General features: G+C 71.5%; 16 protein-coding genes. 6 read left to right on the forward strand and 10 right to left on the reverse strand.

Going from position 1 to position 17,018, the window contains the following annotated elements:
• Positions 1–36 precede the first annotated feature (36 nt).
• Positions 37–795 (reverse strand): (2Fe-2S)-binding protein, encoded by a 759-nt coding sequence (locus ELR47_RS16820; protein ID WP_130650937.1) that lies wholly within the window; start codon positions 793–795, stop codon positions 37–39.
• A 399-nt stretch (positions 796–1,194) separates the two neighbouring features.
• On the opposite strand from ELR47_RS16820, the gene ELR47_RS16825 reads away from it, so the two are divergent.
• Complete coding sequence (locus tag ELR47_RS16825) at positions 1,195–1,629, forward strand: Fur family transcriptional regulator (RefSeq protein ID WP_165404161.1); 435 nt, start codon at positions 1,195–1,197, stop codon at positions 1,627–1,629.
• Between the two features lie 52 nt (positions 1,630–1,681).
• Here ELR47_RS16825 and ELR47_RS16830 read toward each other — a convergent pair whose 3' ends face one another.
• Positions 1,682–2,581 carry a metal ABC transporter permease gene (locus ELR47_RS16830; RefSeq protein ID WP_205745333.1) on the reverse strand — a complete coding sequence of 300 codons (900 nt, stop codon included), beginning with the start codon at positions 2,579–2,581 and terminating at the stop codon, positions 1,682–1,684.
• 15 nt (positions 2,582–2,596) lie between these two features.
• Positions 2,597–3,754 (reverse strand): metal ABC transporter solute-binding protein, Zn/Mn family, encoded by a 1,158-nt coding sequence (locus tag ELR47_RS16835; RefSeq protein WP_130650939.1) that lies wholly within the window; start codon positions 3,752–3,754, stop codon positions 2,597–2,599.
• Between the two features lie 102 nt (positions 3,755–3,856).
• On the opposite strand from ELR47_RS16835, the gene ELR47_RS16840 reads away from it, so the two are divergent.
• From ELR47_RS16840 to ELR47_RS16850, 3 genes are all read left to right on the forward strand, one after another.
• A complete protein-coding gene (locus ELR47_RS16840) occupies positions 3,857–4,663 on the forward strand; it encodes a metal ABC transporter ATP-binding protein (protein ID WP_205745334.1) in 807 nt (268 codons plus the stop codon).
• Between the two features lie 86 nt (positions 4,664–4,749).
• Positions 4,750–5,055 (forward strand): ArsR/SmtB family transcription factor, encoded by a 306-nt coding sequence (locus ELR47_RS16845; protein ID WP_130650940.1) that lies wholly within the window; start codon positions 4,750–4,752, stop codon positions 5,053–5,055.
• A 164-nt stretch (positions 5,056–5,219) separates the two neighbouring features.
• Complete coding sequence (locus ELR47_RS16850) at positions 5,220–5,369, forward strand: zinc transporter permease (protein WP_130650941.1); 150 nt, start codon at positions 5,220–5,222, stop codon at positions 5,367–5,369.
• A gap of 100 nt (positions 5,370–5,469) precedes the next feature.
• Here the strand turns inward: ELR47_RS16850 and ELR47_RS16855 are convergent, their stop codons facing one another.
• On the reverse strand, positions 5,470–5,838 hold the full coding sequence (locus tag ELR47_RS16855) for an HIT domain-containing protein (protein ID WP_205745335.1): 369 nt from the start codon (positions 5,836–5,838) through the stop codon (positions 5,470–5,472).
• A gap of 259 nt (positions 5,839–6,097) precedes the next feature.
• Positions 6,098–6,886 carry an exodeoxyribonuclease III gene (locus tag ELR47_RS16860; RefSeq protein WP_130650942.1) on the reverse strand — a complete coding sequence of 263 codons (789 nt, stop codon included), beginning with the start codon at positions 6,884–6,886 and terminating at the stop codon, positions 6,098–6,100.
• A 118-nt stretch (positions 6,887–7,004) separates the two neighbouring features.
• Between ELR47_RS16860 and ELR47_RS16865 the strand changes: the two genes are divergently transcribed.
• Positions 7,005–8,306 carry an MFS transporter gene (locus tag ELR47_RS16865; protein ID WP_130650943.1) on the forward strand — a complete coding sequence of 434 codons (1,302 nt, stop codon included), beginning with the start codon at positions 7,005–7,007 and terminating at the stop codon, positions 8,304–8,306.
• A gap of 4 nt (positions 8,307–8,310) precedes the next feature.
• Here the strand turns inward: ELR47_RS16865 and yicI are convergent, their stop codons facing one another.
• From yicI to ELR47_RS16885, 4 genes are all read right to left on the reverse strand, one after another.
• Positions 8,311–10,641 (reverse strand): alpha-xylosidase, encoded by a 2,331-nt coding sequence (gene yicI / locus ELR47_RS16870; RefSeq protein WP_130650944.1) that lies wholly within the window; start codon positions 10,639–10,641, stop codon positions 8,311–8,313.
• Between the two features lie 42 nt (positions 10,642–10,683).
• On the reverse strand, positions 10,684–11,577 hold the full coding sequence (locus ELR47_RS16875; RefSeq protein WP_130650945.1) for a carbohydrate ABC transporter permease: 894 nt from the start codon (positions 11,575–11,577) through the stop codon (positions 10,684–10,686).
• 1 nt (position 11,578) lies between these two features.
• Positions 11,579–12,493, reverse strand: a complete 915-nt coding sequence (locus ELR47_RS16880) for a carbohydrate ABC transporter permease (protein WP_130650946.1) — start codon at positions 12,491–12,493, stop codon at positions 11,579–11,581.
• A gap of 99 nt (positions 12,494–12,592) precedes the next feature.
• The gene (locus ELR47_RS16885) at positions 12,593–13,459 is read right to left on the reverse strand and encodes an ABC transporter substrate-binding protein (RefSeq protein ID WP_130651465.1); all 867 of its coding nucleotides are present in this window, start codon (positions 13,457–13,459) and stop codon (positions 12,593–12,595) included.
• A gap of 449 nt (positions 13,460–13,908) precedes the next feature.
• On the opposite strand from ELR47_RS16885, the gene ELR47_RS16890 reads away from it, so the two are divergent.
• On the forward strand, positions 13,909–14,949 hold the full coding sequence (locus ELR47_RS16890) for a LacI family DNA-binding transcriptional regulator (RefSeq protein ID WP_130650947.1): 1,041 nt from the start codon (positions 13,909–13,911) through the stop codon (positions 14,947–14,949).
• A gap of 64 nt (positions 14,950–15,013) precedes the next feature.
• Here the strand turns inward: ELR47_RS16890 and ELR47_RS16895 are convergent, their stop codons facing one another.
• Complete coding sequence (locus ELR47_RS16895; RefSeq protein WP_205745337.1) at positions 15,014–16,930, reverse strand: CocE/NonD family hydrolase; 1,917 nt, start codon at positions 16,928–16,930, stop codon at positions 15,014–15,016.
• Positions 16,931–17,018: the final 88 nt, after the last annotated feature.

Below are 17,018 nucleotides of genomic sequence, written 5' to 3' on the forward strand. Positions count from 1 at the left end.
GGCAGCCAGCGCGCACGACCACCCGCAGCCCGACCCCTAGCAGGACGTCGCGTCGGCCGTCCCCCCAGCGGCCGCATCGGCCGTCCCCCCAGCGGCCGCATCGGCCGTCCCCCCAGCGGCCGCATCGGCCGACGCCTCGGTGATCGCGCGGAAGCGCGCGAGCCGGTCCTCCGCGTCGAGCAGTGGGCAGCCGGCGCAGTAGTCGTACTGCTCGAGCCGGTAGGCGCGGCAGCAGGTGTTGCGCACCCGGTGGGTGGCGCTCGCGCCGGCGACCGTGACCGGCACCCAGTTGGTGCCGCCACGCAGCGGCGGCGTTCCGTCGAGCAGGGTGTCCGCCGCGTCGCGGGCGGCACGTGGCGCACCCACGAGGTCCCCCAACCACTGCAGCGCCGCGGCGAACGTGTCCGCCACCTCGCCCCACAGCGCCGGCATCCCCAGGCGCGCACGCGAGCGGAACGCGGGCAGCAGGCCCTCGATCGTCCCGACGACGTCGTCACGCACGCGCCTGAGCAGGCGGTCCAGGTCGGCGTCGACCTCCGCGTCGAGGCCGTGCAGGTGCACCCCCGTGCACGCGCCGGAGGCGTCGTGGACCAACGTGATGCCCTCGGCCCGTAGGCGCGGGGCGATGCCCGACACCACGGCCGTCGCGAGCGGCGGCGCGGTCACCCGCCACACGAGGTCGTGGAGGACCAGGCCCGCGGCCACGTCACGATGGGCGGTCGCCAGCCCCTGGGCCCGGGACGCGACGAGCGTGTCGAGACGCGCCCCGTCGGTGGCCAGCGCGTCGAGGCGCACCGCCTCCTGCGGTGGCGGGCCGTCTCGGCGCCGAACCAGGGGCTGAGCGCGGTGACGGCGGCCAGGGCGTCGGCGAGCGGCGGCGTCATGCCGCCCCGTCCCGCGACCACGGCGAGCCGACCGGCACCCGTCCTGTGCTGGCGTCGACGCCACGGACACCCCCGGGCCGGGCGGGCACGGGGATCCCGACGATGCTCGGCGTCTGACCGGACATCTTGTTGGAGCTCCCGACCGTGGACCAGTGAAGGTTAGGCCAACCTGAGCCGTCGCGCGAGGCCGCGGTGCGGACGGCGCGATCCAGCGGTGCGGCGGTGCGGCCGGTCGATGGGTTGCGCCGCTCGAACCGCTGGCCCGGGCAGGAAGCGTCACCATTCTCGGAACGTGTTCTATGCTGGCGGCATGAACAACGACGTCCACGCCATCGTCGACGAGCAACTGCGTCGCGCCCGCCAGCGCTACACCGGCGGGCGTCGCCAGCTCGTCCAGCTGCTGATCGACGCGGGGCGGCCGGTGACGATCCCCGAACTGCAGGAGATCGGTGCGCGCCAGTCGCAGAGTTCGCTCTATCGCAACCTCGCCACCCTCGAGCAGTGCGGCGCCGTGCGTCGTCTGGCGTCGACCGACGACGTCGCCCGCTACGAGCTGACCGAGGAACTCTCCGAGCACCACCACCATCTGCTGTGTTCGTCGTGTGGCCGGCTCGAGGACGTCGTGCTGCCGCCGCGGATCGAGCGAGCCCTGGCCGAGGCCGCCGAGGAGGCCCGCCGACAGACCGACTTCGACGTGGACTCCCACCGCTTCGAGCTCGTGGGCACCTGCGCCACCTGCAACTGACCACCACGGGACCACGACCGGGTCGCCCACCGGACTCGTCGGCGGGGCACGGTCAGGCGGGGACCGCGGCGGAGGGGCCCGACGGCGCATCGGTGCCGTCGACGTCGTCGCCGCGACGGGCACGCCAACCGCGCAACGTCTCGACCGCCTCCCGGACGGCGAGCACGACGAAGAACACCAGCACCGTCAGGCCGGCGATCGTCGCGGCCGTGGCCGTGCCGAGGTGGTAGCTCAGGAGCAGTCCGGCGACGACGCAGACCGCACCGATCCCCATGGCCACGAGCATCATCACCGGCACCCGGCGCGACACCAGTGCGGCGGTCGCGGGTGGCGCGACGATGAAGGCGAACACCAGCATCGTCCCCACCGTCCGGAACGAACTGATCACGACCATCGCGATGAGTGCCAGCATCGCCAGGTGGGCCAGACCGGGCTGCAGCCCGAGCGTCTTCGCCTTCGCACGGCTGAACGAGAGCACCAGGAACGGTCGGTACAGCGCCACGGTCACCGCCACGGTGACGACGGTCGCCACCAGCAGCGTGCGCAGATGGGCGGCCGTGACCCCGATCGGCTCGCCGAACAGGATCGTGGTCAGGTCACCGGCGTAGGCCCCACCGCGCGAGATGATGGCCACACCGGCGGCGAGCATCCCGACGAACAGCAGACCGATGGCGGTGTCGTCGCCCAGACGGGTACGGGCGCTGGCGACGGTGACTCCACCGATCATCACCGCCGCGCTGAGCGCACCACCGAGCAACAGGTTGCCGCCGACGATGTAGGCGATCGCGATCCCCGGCAACACCCCGTGCGCCAACGCATCACCCATGAACGCCATGCCGCGCATCACGACCCAGGTGCCGATCAGCGAGCTGGCGACGACGGTCAGCAGCCCCGCGTACAGGGCGTTCTGCATGAAGGTGAACGAGAACGGCACGGTGAGCAGGTCGAACACGGCGACGGGCTCCGATCAGGTCAGGGCGTCGGTGATGCGACGGCCGTTCTCCCGCAGCAGGTCGAGATAGGTCTCGGCACCACTGCCAGGTTCACCGAGTGCGTCGGTGTAGAGCCCCACGACCTCGAGTTCGAGGTCGCCACGGCCGAGCACCTCGCTGGCCAACTGCTCGGCGAGGACGGTCGAGTCGGTGTTCTCGGCGAACACGGCGGCGACCTCGGCCTCCTCGACGACCGCGATCAGCTCGGCGAACTGCTGGGCATCGGCCTCGGCCTGGGTCGAGGACCCGGGGATCACGGTACCGAGCACCTCGAAGTCATAGCGGTGCGCGAGGTACCCCAGGGCATCGTGGTTGGTGACCAGCTGTCGATCCTCGACCGGGATGGCGGCGAACGAGTCCTCGAGCTCCTCGTGGACGGCCAGCAGCTGCTCGGCGTAGGCGTCGCCCCGACGCTCCCACTCCTCGACCTCGACGCTCGGGTGCACCACGGCCAGCTCGGCCGCGATCAGCCCGACGCCGTCGGCCATCCGCAGCGGGTCGAACCAGACGTGCGGGTCCTCCGGACCGTGCTCGTGCGCATGGTCGTCGTCGTGCGCATGGTCGTCGTCGTGCGCATGGTCGTCGTCGTGCGCATGCCCCTCCTCGTCGGCGTGACCGTGCCCGTCGCCGTCGCCGTCGCCGTCGAACGCGATCGGGTCGAGCTGCTCGGCGAGCTCGAACACGCGCACGCCGTCCTGCTCGGCGGCGTCGAGGGCCGACAGCAGGTTCTCCTCCAGACCCAGCCCGTTGGCGACGACGAGGTCGGCCTCGCGCAGCAGCGCGGCGTCGGCCGCCGAGGGCTGGTAGCCGTGCGGGTCCGCCCCCGGCGGCATGAGGACCTCCACCGTGCCGTCACCGGTGACCAGCTCCTCCACGATGTCACCGAGGATGCTGGTCGTGGCGACCACGAGCAGCTCGTCCGCGTCGGGGGCGGCCACCGCGTCCGCCGCCCCCGCGCCCGGTTCGTCGCCGGTCCCGACGTCGGCGCCCCCGCCCTCGGCGGTCTCGGGCGGCGCGTCCTCGAGCACGTCGGTGCCCCCGCACGCCGCGAGCAGCAGGGCGAGCGCGGCAGCGACGGCGATGCCGGCCGACGAGCGGCGACGGCAGCGGGTGACGGAGAGGAGAGCACTCATGCGGCGACTTCCTGCAGTACGTTGAGTCTGCGACCAATGCCGATGAGGATAATGGGAACTGTTCCTACCCCGCCACTCCGGTCCCCCTCCGGGTCCGTCGACGTGCGGCCCGACAGCCGAACGACGGCGCCGCCCGCGCTGCTGATGTCGGGACTCGGCGTCGACTACGGCACCCACCGGGCGGTGCGCGACGTCGACCTGACGGTGCCGACCGGCGCCGTGGTCGCCATCATCGGCCCGAACGGGTCGGGCAAGTCCACCCTGCTGTCGACCATCTCCGGACTCGCGCGCCCCACGCGCGGACGCCTCGAGGTGCTCGGCCTGCAACCGCGAAACGCCCGCCGCCGGGTGGCGCACGTCCTGCAGACGACGGTCGCGAACGAAGCGGTGCCGCTGACCGTGCGCGAGACGGTGAAGATGGGCTGCTACGGACGGCTGGGCCCCTTCCGCCCGCTGCGCGCCGCCGACCGGGCCGCCATCGACGAGGCCGTCGAACGGATGCGCATCGGCGACCTGCTCGACCGGCAGCTCCTCGAGCTCTCCGGCGGGCAACGCCAGCGGGCCTACGTCGCCCAGGCGCTGGCGCAGCGCGCTGACGTGATCCTGCTCGACGAACCGATCACGGGCCTCGACCTGGTCACCCAGGAGACGATCACCGAGGTCATCGACGCCGAGCGGTCCCGCGGCGCGACCGTGGTGCTGACCACGCACGACGTCGGCACGGCCCAGCTCGCGGACCTCGTCGTGCTCATGGCGACCCGGGTCGTGGCGTCGGGCCCGCCGGCCGAGGTCCTCACCCCCCCGCACCTGGCCACCGCCTACGGCGGGCACGTGCACATGCTCGACGACGGCACGGTGGTTCTCGACGAGGCACACCACCACGATCACCGGCATCACGACCAGCTGTGAGCACCGGCGCGCCCGTGGACCGGCCCCGCCGCCTCCGGCCAGCGCGCCCGCGACCGGCAGCGACCGGTGCATCTACACTTCCGCGCATGCCTGACGACGACGCCTTCGACCGGACGTCGCTGCAGCGCGTCACGGACATCTTCAAGGCGCTCTCCAACCCGTTGCGGGTCGGCATCGTGCGGGAGCTCGCGGCCGGCGACCGGGCGGTGCACGAACTGGTCGCCGCGCTCGACGTCGCCCAGCCGCGGGTGTCCGAGCACCTCGCGATCCTTCGCGGCGCCCGGCTGGTGGAAGCACGCCGTGCTGGCCGCACGGTGAGCTACCACCTCGTCGACGAGCACGTGGCCCACATCGTCGAGGACGCGGTCGTCCACGCCCACGAGCCGCTCTGACACGCCGATCGACCGCCACCCGGGACGTTTCGACGCCATCCCGGACCGTGCGGCAACGAACTCGGACCGCGCACTCGTCGTACACATCGGGATATCGCGATACTTCGATGTTACTGTCAGCCTCTCCCGCTGAGCCCGGGCCCGCCGAACCGAGAAGGAACGACATGTCGACGACCTGCGCCCCGCACGACCAGCACGAGCACGCCCACGGCCCCGACTGCGGCCACGAGACCGTCCAGCACGACGACCACGTCGACTACGTGCACGACGGCCACCGCCACGCCGAGCACGGCGACCACTACGACGAGCACTGAGCCACGCTCGTCGCACTGCCCCGCTGACGAGCCAGTGTGGGCGCTCCCCCTGACGCCCGTCGCCCGTCGCCCGTCGCCCGGCGACGGGCGTCGTCGTGCGTCAGGCCGGCCCCTCGGGAGCGCCGGAGTCGATGTGACCGAGTTGGCGGCCGCCGAGCACGTGGAAGTGCAGATGGGCGACCGACTGGCCGCCGCGCTCCCCGACGTTGGTCGTGACGCGGTAGCCGTCGGCGATGCCCTCCTGTTCGGCCACCTGCCGACACAGCGCGAAACAGTCGGCCAGCAGACCGGACGCACCGTCGTCGAGTTCGTGGACGGAGGCGACGTGACGCTCGGGCACGACCAGCACGTGCACCGGGGCCCGCGGCTCGATGTCCCGGAAGGCGAGCACCCCGTCCCCGGTCGCGACCCGCTCGGCAGGGACCTCCCCGGCGACGATGCGGCAGAACAGGCAGCTGTCGACGGCCACCGGCGGCCCTCTCGTGTCGCGTGGGAGAACGGTGCCGCGCCACCGTAGGCCCGCGCTCCGACCGCCGCCACCTCGCTCCGCTCCCACCGGGCACGCGTGACGGCCGTTGTCGACCATCGTTAGTGGCAATTTTCCCTATCTCGTTGACCGAGGAACACCCGACCGGCGGCGCTGCGCCTGGTCGCCTCCCTGCAGGGCACCGACCCCGACCTCGACGACCGGCCCCGCGTGGCGACACTCCGGTGAGCCGGGCCCCGCGTCAACCCTCGAAGCGGTCGAGCTCGACCAGCACCGGGGCGTGGTCGGAGGGCTTGTCGCCGGCCCGGTTGTTCTTGCGGTAGGACCGGTCGACCCGGACGGTGCGCACACCGAGGTGCTCGCTGACCAACGCATAGTCCAGACGCATGCCCATGCCGCGGTGGAACGCTCCCATCCGGTAGTCCCACCAGGTGTAGCCGACCTCGTCGGGCGCGACCTGTCGCCACGCGTCGACCAGCCCGAGCGCCAGGATGGCCTCGAGGTGGGCGCGTTCCTCGGGGGTGACGTGGGTCGAGCCGGCCCACGCGCCCGGGTCCCACAGGTCCCGATCGTCCCGGGTCACGTTGAGATCGCCGGCCACGACCGTGGGGCCCGCCGCGACCAGCGTCCGCGTCCGGTCCCGCATCGCCTCGAAGAAGTGCAGCTTCGCCGCGAACATCGGATGGTCCGGGGACCGGCCGTTGACCACGTAGGTGCTCACGACGGACACCCCACCGACACGGGCCTCGACCCAGCGGGCCTCGGCCTCGTCGGGCTCGCCGGGCAGGCCGTGTACCACCTCGTCGATCTCGAGGTCCTGCCGGACCAGCAGCGCGACACCGTTCCAACGCCCGGCCGAGTGGTCGACCGCCGTGTAGCCGGCCATGCCGAACTCCCGGTGCGGGAACGCCTCGGCGGCGCACTTGGTCTCCTGCAGGCAGACCACGTCGGGATCGTGCTCGTCCAGCAGTTCCAGCACCCGAGGCAGCCGTGCCTTGAGGGAGTTGACGTTCCAGGTCACCAGCCGCACGGCTCGCCTCGGGTCGCGGTCACATCCTCCCGGGCGGCCACCGCCCAGGGTCGGGGCGCGACGGTAGCCCCGGTAGGTTCCGTGCGCCGTTGCCCGCTCCCGGCCGACAGGAACCTGCGTGTCCGACGCTCCGTCCCGCGGGTCGGGCACCGGCCGTAGCCGGAACCGTCCGGCCTGGCTGACGGTGCCCGTCCTGACCGTCTCGGTGCTGTCGATCGGGGCCGGGATCGCGCAGTTCAGCGTCACGGCCGTCATCGGGGACGTCGCGGCGGTGTTCGGCGAGACGGGCACCGGCGGGGACCTCGCGGCCGAGATCGGGCTGCCGGCGACCACCCTCGGGGTGGCGTTGGCGCTGGTCCGCATCGCTTCGCTGGCGAGCCTGCCCATCGCGTCGCTGGCGGACCGTTTCGGACGCCGCAACCTCCTGCTGACCCTGGCCGCGATCGGGCTGTTCCTCACCTGCGGTGCCGCGCTCGCCCCCGGCTTCTGGTGGTACGTCGGCCTCGTGGCCCTGGCGCGCCCGGCGCTGTCGACGGTCAACGCCCTGGCCGGGGTCGTCGCCGCCGAGGAGGCCACCTCCCGCGACCGCTCGTCGGCGATCGCGCTGGTCACGGCCGCCTACGGGCTGGGCGCGGGCGTGGTGTCGATCGGCCGTGGGCTGCTCCCGGGAGAACCCTCCTTCCGCGTGGTGACCGCCTTCGCGCTCGTCCCAATGGTGCTGCTGCCGGTCCTCGCCCGCAAGGTCCGCGAGCCCCGCATCGCCGAGCGGGCCGCGCATGCCCACGGGCTACCGGGCCTGGTGCCACGTCGCCTCGCGCGTCCGGTGGCCCTGCTCGCCCTGGTCTCCGGCGGCATCGCGCTCGCGACCGGGCCCGGCTTCACCTACCTGTTCGTCTACGGCGAGGGGGTGCTCGGTGCGTCGCCGCTGTTCATCTCGATGCTCGTGCTGGGCGCCGGACCGGCCGGGTTGACCGGGATCCTGCTCGGACGCGCGGGGGCCGACCGCCTCGGCCGCCGGCTCACCGCCGGCCTGATGATGGCGCTGGCCGGTCTCTCGGTGGCCATCGCCTACGCCGGCGACACCACCTGGCTCGCCGCCGGTTACCTGCTGGCGATCGCGTTCAGCAGCGGCTTCGCCCCACCGACCGGCGCACTGGCGGCCGAGATCGCCCCGACCCGGTACCGGGCCACGGTGGCCGGCTGGATCACGATGGCCGGCGTGGCCGGCGCCGTGATCGGCCTGCTCTCGTTCGGGGTGCTCGCCGACCTCACCGGCGGCTTCGCCAATGCCTCGATCGCCATCGGTGTCCTCGTGGCCGTGCTCGCCAGCGCCTTCCTCGGTCTACCCGAGACCCGCGGTCGCGAGCTCGACGACCTCGAGGACGGCGACACCGAGGCACGCGAACACACGGCGGACTGAGGGCTCACCAGCGCGGGTCGTCACCGTCCGCGAGGTCCACGACCAGCGCACCGACGCCGGTGGCGGCCGTCACCTGCAGTTCCGCGTCCTCGGCGCGGTCCCCGTCGACCACCTCGCCGTCGACGCCGACCAGCACCAGCGACCACGGCCCCGGCGCGCCCTCGGCGGTCGCCGTGACGCGGCCACCGGCGCGACGCAGCGTGAAGCGCGCGGGCGCCTGGTCGTCCACGGCGGGCACCACGACGGTGCGCTCGGTGCCGTCGGCGAGCCCGTGGACCCGGAGCACCACGCCGTCGCGCAGGTCGTGGTCGGGACGCTCGACCCGCTCGGTCGTCGCCAGCACGGCGCCGGGACGCACCAACAGCGGCAGGCTGTCGAACCCGTGGCGCTCGGTGCGCCAGCCCGGCCCCTGGACGACCTCGCCGGTCAGCAGCGAGGTCCAGGCACCCTCGGGGACGTAGTAGGACACGTCTCCCGAAGCGGAGAAGACGGGCGCCACGAGCAGGTCACCGCCGAGCAGGTACTGACGGTCGAGGTGGGTGCAGGCGGGGTCGTCGGGGAACTCGAGCGGCATCGCGCGCATCACGGGCACTCCCTGCTGCGTGGCCTCGTGGGCGGCGCCCCACAGGTAGGGCATCAGGCGCAGCTTGAGGTGCGTGAAGGAGCGCAGGACGTCGACCGACTCCTCGTCGACCAACCACGGCACCCGGTAGGACCCCGAGCCGTGGAGCCGGCTGTGCGAGGACAGCAGGCCGAAGGCGATCCAGCGCTTGAAGACGGCCGGGTCCGGGGTGCCCTCGAAGCCGCCGATGTCGTGGCTCCAGAACCCGAAGCCGGACAGGCCGAGCGACAACCCACCGCGCAGGCTCTCGGCCATCGACACGAACGTCGACTCGCAGTCCCCGCCCCAGTGCACGGGGAACTGCTGTCCGCCGGCGGTCGCCGAGCGGGCGAACACCACCGCGTCGCCGCGGCCCCGCCGTCGCTCGAGCAGCTCGAACACCGAGGCGTTGTAGAGATGCGCGTAGTAGTTGTGCATCAGCGCGGGGTCGGAGCCGTCGTGCCACACGACGTCGGTCGGCACCCGCTCGCCGAAGTCGGTCTTGAAGCTGTCCACGCCCATGTCGAGCAGCGCCTCGAGCTTGCCGACGTACCAGGCGCGCGCCGCGGGATTGGTGAAGTCGACCAGCGCCATGCCGGGCTGCCACAGGTCCCACTGCCACACGCTGCCGTCAGGGCGACGCAGCAGGTAGCCGGCCTCGCGACCCTCCTCGAACAGCGGCGAACGCTGCGCGATGTAGGGGTTGATCCAGACACAGACCTTCAGGCCCCGGTCCTTGAGGCGCTGCAGCATGCCCTTGGGGTCGGGGAACGTCCGCGGGTCCCACTCGAAGTCGCACCAGTGGAACTCGCGCATCCAGAAGCAGTCGAAGTGGAACACGCTCAGCGGCAGCTCGCGCTGTTCCATGCCCTCGATGAAGCTCGTGACCGTGGCCTCGTCGTAGTCGGTGGTGAACGAGGTCGACAACCACAAGCCGAACGACCATGCGGGCGGCAGCGCGGGGCGCCCGGTCAGTGCGGTGTAGCGTTCCAGGATCGCCTTCGGGCTCGGGCCGTGGATGACGAGGTAGGACAGGGTCTGGCCCTCGACGCTGAACGACACCCGCGAGTTCACCTCGCTGGCGACCTCGAAGGAGACGTGGGCCGGGGTGTCGACGAACACGCCGTATCCCCCGTCGGTGAGGTAGAACGGGACGTTCTTGTAGGCCTGTTCGCTGCTGGTGCCGCCGTCGGCGTTCCAGATGTCGACGACCTGGCCGTTCTTCACGAACGGTCCGAACCGCTCACCGAGTCCGTAGACGTGCTGGTCGAGGCCGAGCTCGAGCTGCTCACGCACGTAGGAACGTCCGTCGAGCTCCAGCTTGGCCATCGCCTTGGTGCCGCTGGCGGTGAGCACACGGCCGTCGGCCTCGAAGCTCAGCCCGAACGGCGCCCCGCGCCGGACGCGCACCGCGAGGCGGCCGGCCTGCAGCACCGCCTCGGTGTCGTCGACGTGCACCTCGGCGTCGGGCCGATCGGGCAGGACCGCGAAGTGCGGGCCGGGGTCGGTGCCCCCGGCGTGGTGGGTGACGCTGACCCGGATCACCTCGTCCATCGGTGAGCTGCAGCGCACCGTCAGCACCGGCCCCTTGAGGGTGTCCCCACGGTGGCGGATCGGGTGGGTGGGCGCGTCGACGGAGAAGCAGCCGGGCCCGGGGCGCACGTCGTAGGCCTCGGCGGGGACGTGCGCGCGGACGCCGTCGCGCATCAACCAGTAACCGTCACTGAACTTCACGGGACACCTGCGACAGGGAGACGGGTCGGACGGGAAGGTGCGTCACTTGACCGCACCGGCGGTGATCCCCCGGGTGAGGGTCCGCTGGAAGAGCAGGAAGAAGACGATGGCGGGGAGCACGCCGAGCAGGCCCGAGGCGCTGGACATGGTGGCGTCCATCAGCCGCTGGCCCTGGAGCACCCCCAGCGCCACGGGCACCGTCTGGTTGGCGTTCGAGATCAGGAAGATCAGTGGCAGGAAGAACTCGTTCCAGGTCCAGATGAAGAAGAACACGAACAGCACCGACAGCGTCGGACGGCTGACGGGGACGATCACGCGCCACAGCAGTTGCCACTTGGTGGCACCGTCGACCCGGGCGGCCTCGAGGATCTCGGTCGGGAACTTCGCCAGCACGCTCGACAGCAGGTAGGTCCCGAAGGCGCTCTGGATCACGGTGAAGATCACGATCACGGCGAAGCGGGTGTCGTAGATCCCGACCGCCCGTGCGAGGTAGTACAGCGGGTAGGCCAGCGCCTCGTGGGGCAGCATGTTGGCCAGCAGGAACAGCACCAGGAACGCGAGTCGGCCCCGCACGCGGCCGATGCCGATGACGAACGCGTTGCACAGCGAGAGCACCACCGCCCCGACGGCCACCGTGCCGCTGATGAGCGCGCTGTTGATCAGCTTCTGCCCGAAGTCGACCCGGTGCCAGAAGTCGATCAAGCCCTGCAGATACAGGCCCTCGGGCAGCGCGAGCGGACCGTTGGTCGAGTACTCCGCCGGCGTCTTGATCGCGTTCATCGTGACGAGCAGGAACGGGGCCAACGTCAGCAGGGCGACGACGACGAGGAGCGCGAGCACGACCCAGGGGCCCAGTGACGCCCGGGTCCGGGGCAGACGCTCGACCGGCGGGGTGACCCGGTCTGCCGGTGGCCGCAGCGGTGTGGTGGTCGCCATGTCAGCTCGCCTCCCGCAACTCGTCGCGTGACTGGGCACCGAGGAAGAGCGCGCTGAAGACCACCACGATGAGCGTCAGGACGGTGGCGATCGCGGCGCCGTAGCCGACCTGCGCCCGCTCGAAGAAATTCTGGTAGGCGAAGTAGCTCGGGACGTTGGTGGCGTTGCCGGGGCCGCCACGGGTGAGCACGTAGATCGGCCCGAACACCTTGAGCGCAGCGATGGTGGTGGTCAGCAGGACCACGAAGATCTCCGGACGGATCATGTGCACGGTGATGTGCCGGAACCGCTGTGCCCAGTTGGCGCCGTCGAGTTCGGCGGCCTCGTACAGCTGGGGATCGACCCGTTGCAGGCCGGCCATGAAGATGACCACCGGGTAGCCGACCTGGAACCAGATCATCACCGCCATCACCGACAGCAGCGCCGTGCTGTGGTCACCCAGCCAGTTGCGGGTGAGCGTGTCGAGACCGAGCGTGCGCAACGAGAGGTTGAGCGCCCCGTAGGTCGGGTGCAGGATCCAGCCCCACACGACGCCGGCGACGGCCACCGGCAGTACCTGCGGCAGGTAGAAGGCCGCGCGCAACCCGCTGGCCGGTCGGTCACCGAGCTTCTTGCCGACGTAGTCGAACAGCAGCGAGGCCAGGAACAGCCCCAGCACGGTGGGCACGATCGCCATCGCGACGATCATCGCCAGGATGTTGCGGAACGACGCCCAGAAGGCCGCGTCGGACACCAGCCGGGTGTAGTTGTCCAACCCCACCCACGACGGCGTCCCGACGCCGGTCCAGGTGGTGAAGCTCAGCCCGATGTTCATCGTCAGCGGCAGCGCGATGACCACGGCGAAGAGCAGCAGGCCGGGTACCAGGAAGGGCAGGAAACCGCGGTCGACCACCACGGCACCACGTTGTTTGGCCATGAGAACCTCACACCGTCACGCGCCACCCGGACGACGGGGGCGTTGGCCGGGTGCCGCGGCGCCGGTGGGGAGAGACACCGGCGCCGCGACAGCGGCGTCTCAGCGAGCGAGCGTGGCGACGTGATCGCGCCAGGGCTGCTCGATGCTGGTGAGGAACTGCTCGGTCGAGGCGCGACCGGACACCAGGTCCTGCGTGTTGGCGACCAGCGTGTCGTAGTAGCCCGGAACCGGCCAGTCGGGGTAGAAGGCCAACCCGTCCTGCTCGTTGATCCGGTTGAAGTGCTCGACCAGTTCCTGGTTCTTCGGGTCGGTGATCGCGTCGGCCTCGGCGGCGACGGGCAGACCGCCCTCGTTGCCGAGGATGTTCTGGATCTCCGGACGCATGGTGATGTCGATGAACTCGTAGGCGAGGTCCTTGTTGCTCGCGCCCTCGGGGATCACCCACAGGTTGCCGCTCGAGCCGGGGTAGAGCTCCGACTCGGGGAACAGGAACGAGCTCCATTCGAAGCCGTCGATCTCGTCCATCAGCCGGCCGTACCACCAGGTGCCCGACAGCATCAACGGGTGCTGGCCGCTGATGAAGGCGGTGCCCATGTCCTCGGCCGGCAGCCCGATCGCGTCCGTGCTGACGTAGCCGGCGTCGACCCACTCGGTGAGCTTATCGGCGCCGTAGGTGAACGCGTCGTTGGTGAAGTCGAGCTCACCCTCGTAGAGCTGGAAGGCGTCGACCAGGCTGCGGTCGCCCTGGCTGAGCGCCAGCTGATACCACACCTGCTGCGCCGGGTACTCCGACCCGCTGAAGGCCAGCGGCGTCACGCCCTCGGTCACGAAGGTGTCCATCGCCGCCTCGAGCTCGGCGAGCGTGGTCGGGACCTCCACCCCGTGCTCCTCGAAGAGGTCTTGGTTGTAGTAGAACATCACGAACTCGGCGTAGTTGGGCACGCCGTACCAGTTGCCCGAACCCATCACGCCGTTCTCGTAGCGGTTCGTAGTGCCACAGGCGCAGGACCTGTTCCTCGCCGTCGCCACCGCTGGCGGCCGGGTCGCCCGAACCACCGTCGTCCCCGCCGCCACAGGCGGCCGCCAACAGGCCGATCACCGCACTGGCGGCGAACATGCGTCGCGCTCTCATCGTTCTCCCTCTCCCAGTCTCGAGCCGTCGTCGGCACGGCCGCACGCCGCCGCATCTCCCGCGACGAGGCCCGACACCGACGTGTGTGTCTGCTCCGCTTCCTCACCCGCTCGACGAGCCGGCGAGTCGAATCGATTCGACTGTCGAAGCGCTTCGACTGTACGTGGGACGCCGGGCTCCGTCAACGCGACGGAACGGAGGTGAACGCCCGTGCCCGCCCCGCCGGGGGGCGCGGACCGCAGGCGTTAGGCTCGCCGGTCGACCGCGGTCGAGGAGAGCGGCCATGGCAAGCGACGTGACGCCCCCGCGACTCCCCCGACGCGGTGTCACCATCAGCGACGTGGCCAGACACGCCGGTGTGGCGCCCAGCACGGTGTCCTATGCCCTGTCGGGCAAGCGGACCGTGTCGGAGCCGGTGCGCCGGCGCATCGAGCGGACGATCGAGGAGCTCGGCTACCGGCCGCACGCCGGCGCACGGGCGCTGGCGAGCCGACGTTCGCAGATCCTGGCGCTCATGATGCCCCTGCGCACCGGCGTCTACGTCCCGATCCTGATGGAGTTCGCCGCGGCCATCGTCACCGAGGCACGCAGCCACGACCACGACGTGCTGCTGCTGACCGGCGAATCGGGATCGGCAGGGCTGCAACGCGTCGCCGCTGGAGCGATGGCGGACGCCGTCGTGCTCATGGACGTCGAGGAGGACGACACCCGCGTGCCGACCCTGCGGGAGCTGGGACGTCCGGCCGTGCTCCTCGGGCTGCCCGACGACCGCCAGGGGCTGGTCTGCTGCGACCTGGACTGGGAGGCCGCCGGCCGGCTCGCGGTGGCCTCCCTCGCCGAGCTCGGCCACCGACGGATCGGCCTGATCGGGCAACCGACGGCCGTGCACGAGCGGCACACCGGGTTCGCCCGCCGCTTCACCGACGGGCTGCACGACGAAGGTGCTCGACGCGGCGTCCACACGGCACAACGACCCGGCGAAGCGACCTTCGGGGAGCTGCGCGCCGCCCTCGACGCGTTGGCGGCGGAGCTCGACGGGCTGACGGCGCTGGTGGTGCACAACGAGGCGATCGTGCCGCTGGTGCTCGAGGAGCTGTCGAGTCGCGGCGTCGAGGTGCCCGGCCAGCTGTCGGTCGTGTGCGTCGCGCCGCAGACGATGGCGGCGGCCTCGCGTCTGACCGGCGTGTCGATCCCGGTCGAGGACATCGGGCGCCGGGCGGTGCAGCTGGTGATGCAACAGCTCGACGCCGCGGACGTGGCTCCCGTGACGCTGCTGCCGCCACGCCTGGTGGACCGCGGTTCCACGGCTCCCCCGGGCCGCTGAGGACGTCGCGAGACGCACCGGGGCCGGCTGCGATGGCCGGCCCCGGTCGCGTCCGTGTGGGACGTCAGCGACTGAACTCGCGCGCGAGCTGCTGCGCGCTCGGGTTCGGCCACGCGTGGTCGGTGCGCATGTCGCTGCGCGGACCCGGGGCCGGGAAGCTCGAGGCACCCCGCACGACCGGCACGACCAGCTCGCTGTTCTTCAGATCGAGCTGGATGCGTGCGCCCGACCACGGCAGGGCCGTGTAGTTCGGGCTGGTGGCACGCAGCTCCAGCGACAGGCGGTGACCCGCGCCGAGCGTCACGTCGGTCGACCGGATCGGGATGGTCAGGTCGTACCACTGGTCGGGCTCGAGCGGCGAGAGCGTGTCGAGCGACTGCCAGTGCGCGGCCGACGCGTCGCCGTGGGTCAGCACGCGGCTGCCCGCACGGTTGACGATCTGCTCGGTGTCCCGGAAGCAGCCGTCGTCCTCGGGGATGCCCTGCCCCCAGCACGACTCGGTCGCCAGCGTGCGGACCGACGGCGAGACGACCCGGAGGTCACCGTGCTCGACGAGCCGGCTGCGGATGCCGATCGTGGGCCGGTCGACCTTGAGGCGCAGCTTGAGCTCCGCGTCACCGGAGATGCGGGTGTCGGCGCGCAGCGACCCGGTCGAGAAGGCGAGCAGCTGTCCGGCGAGGTACTCGGTCCCGGCGGTGGGCCGGTTGCCGCGCAGGCTGAGCTGTCCGGAGCCGTCCGAGCCGGTGCCGCTGAGCGCGAGCCGGACCCGGCTGCGGTTGCGGGCCGGCCAGGTCGCGTCGTCGATCCACTCGTCGGGACCGACCTGGATCTTGGCGCGTGGCTCGTGCAGGATGCCGTTGTCGAGCTTCATCAGCTCCGAGTCGAACCAGCGGTGCAGGGTGTCGACCCACTCCTCGCGCAGGACGCCGAACGGCTCCTCGTGGCCGTTGAGCGTCCACCAGATCTTGCGTTCCACCCCGGCACGACCCAGCGCGTCCCACCAGGGGCCGACCATGTTGGTCTTGACGTTGGTGTCGTTGAGGCCGTGGATCAGGAACACGCTCGCGGTCACGTCCGAGGCGTCGGGGACGTAGTCGCGGGCGGCCCAGAAGTCGTTGTAGACCCCGGTGGCGTCGTCGGCGCCGGCGATCAGTTCGCTACGCACGTGGTTGCAGGTGCCCGTGGGACGACCGTTGACGTAGCGGTGCAGGTAGTCGGCGTACCCGCGCGAGATCACGACGCCGTTCTCACGGGTGTAGTTGTACCAATTGGAGATCGCCACGAGCGGCACGATGGTCTCGAGCCCCTCGACCCCGGTGGCGACGGCGCCGTTGGCGACCGAGCCGTCCCAGGACTTGCCGATCATCCCGACGTACCCGCTGCTCCAGTCGGCGGTGACGGGGTTGCCGGCGTGGTCGACGCCGTTCGCGCGCCCGTTGAGCCAGTCGATGGTGGCGACCGCCGACTGCACCTCGGCCTCGCCGCCGACGTCCATGCAGCCCTCGGAGCGAGCCGTACCGGCGAGGTCGACCAGGGCGACGGCGTAGCCACGCGGCACGAAGTAGTTGTCGTAGAACAGCGGGAAGGCGACCGGGTCGCCGTTGCCGTCGTAGGTCTTGCGCTCGGACTCGTTGCCGCGTCCACAGCAGTGGTAGTAGGGCGAGGCGACCATGATGACCGGGACGTCGACGCCGGCCTCGGCGGCCTCGCGGGGACGGATGATGTCCATCGCGATGCGGTCGGGGGAGCCCGACGCGTCGCTGTCGGTGGTGCTCTCGACGTAGACGGTCTCGCGGATCGCGTCCGCGTAGTCGTAGACGGGCACGGTCTCGGCGCCCGACACGTGGGGGCGCGCGTCGGCGGTGACGGCGACCGCGGCCGGGGCGGCCGTGGCGGGCGTTCCCGAGGCGGCGAGCGCGAACAGGGTCGCGAGCGCCAACGACAGGCGTGCGCGGGATCGGAGGAGCAGGTGCCGTGGCACGGCGGGCCTCTCTCGACGGCGGCTGACGGCCCGGGTCTAGTCCCGCTGCTGCCGTCGGGCGCCGTCGGACGCGCCGCCGCGCGCTCTC

Source organism: Egicoccus halophilus (genome assembly GCF_004300825.1).
In the GTDB taxonomy this organism is placed as follows: domain Bacteria; phylum Actinomycetota; class Nitriliruptoria; order Nitriliruptorales; family Nitriliruptoraceae; genus Egicoccus; species Egicoccus halophilus.

What these genes read in the sequence shown, in the direction of transcription:
- ELR47_RS16825 (WP_165404161.1), top strand. Translation starts at nt 1,195, where the DNA reads ATGAACAACGACGTCCACGCCATCGTCGACGAGCAACTGCGTCGCGCC.
- ELR47_RS16835 (WP_130650939.1), bottom strand. Translation starts at nt 3,754, where the DNA reads ATGAGTGCTCTCCTCTCCGTCACCCGCTGCCGTCGCCGCTCGTCGGCC.
- ELR47_RS16845 (WP_130650940.1), top strand. Translation starts at nt 4,750, where the DNA reads ATGCCTGACGACGACGCCTTCGACCGGACGTCGCTGCAGCGCGTCACG.
- ELR47_RS16850 (WP_130650941.1), top strand. Translation starts at nt 5,220, where the DNA reads ATGTCGACGACCTGCGCCCCGCACGACCAGCACGAGCACGCCCACGGC.
- ELR47_RS16875 (WP_130650945.1), bottom strand. Translation starts at nt 11,577, where the DNA reads ATGGCGACCACCACACCGCTGCGGCCACCGGCAGACCGGGTCACCCCG.
- ELR47_RS16880 (WP_130650946.1), bottom strand. Translation starts at nt 12,493, where the DNA reads ATGGCCAAACAACGTGGTGCCGTGGTGGTCGACCGCGGTTTCCTGCCC.
- ELR47_RS16885 (WP_130651465.1), bottom strand. Translation starts at nt 13,459, where the DNA reads ATGGGTTCGGGCAACTGGTACGGCGTGCCCAACTACGCCGAGTTCGTG.
- ELR47_RS16890 (WP_130650947.1), top strand. Translation starts at nt 13,909, where the DNA reads ATGGCAAGCGACGTGACGCCCCCGCGACTCCCCCGACGCGGTGTCACC.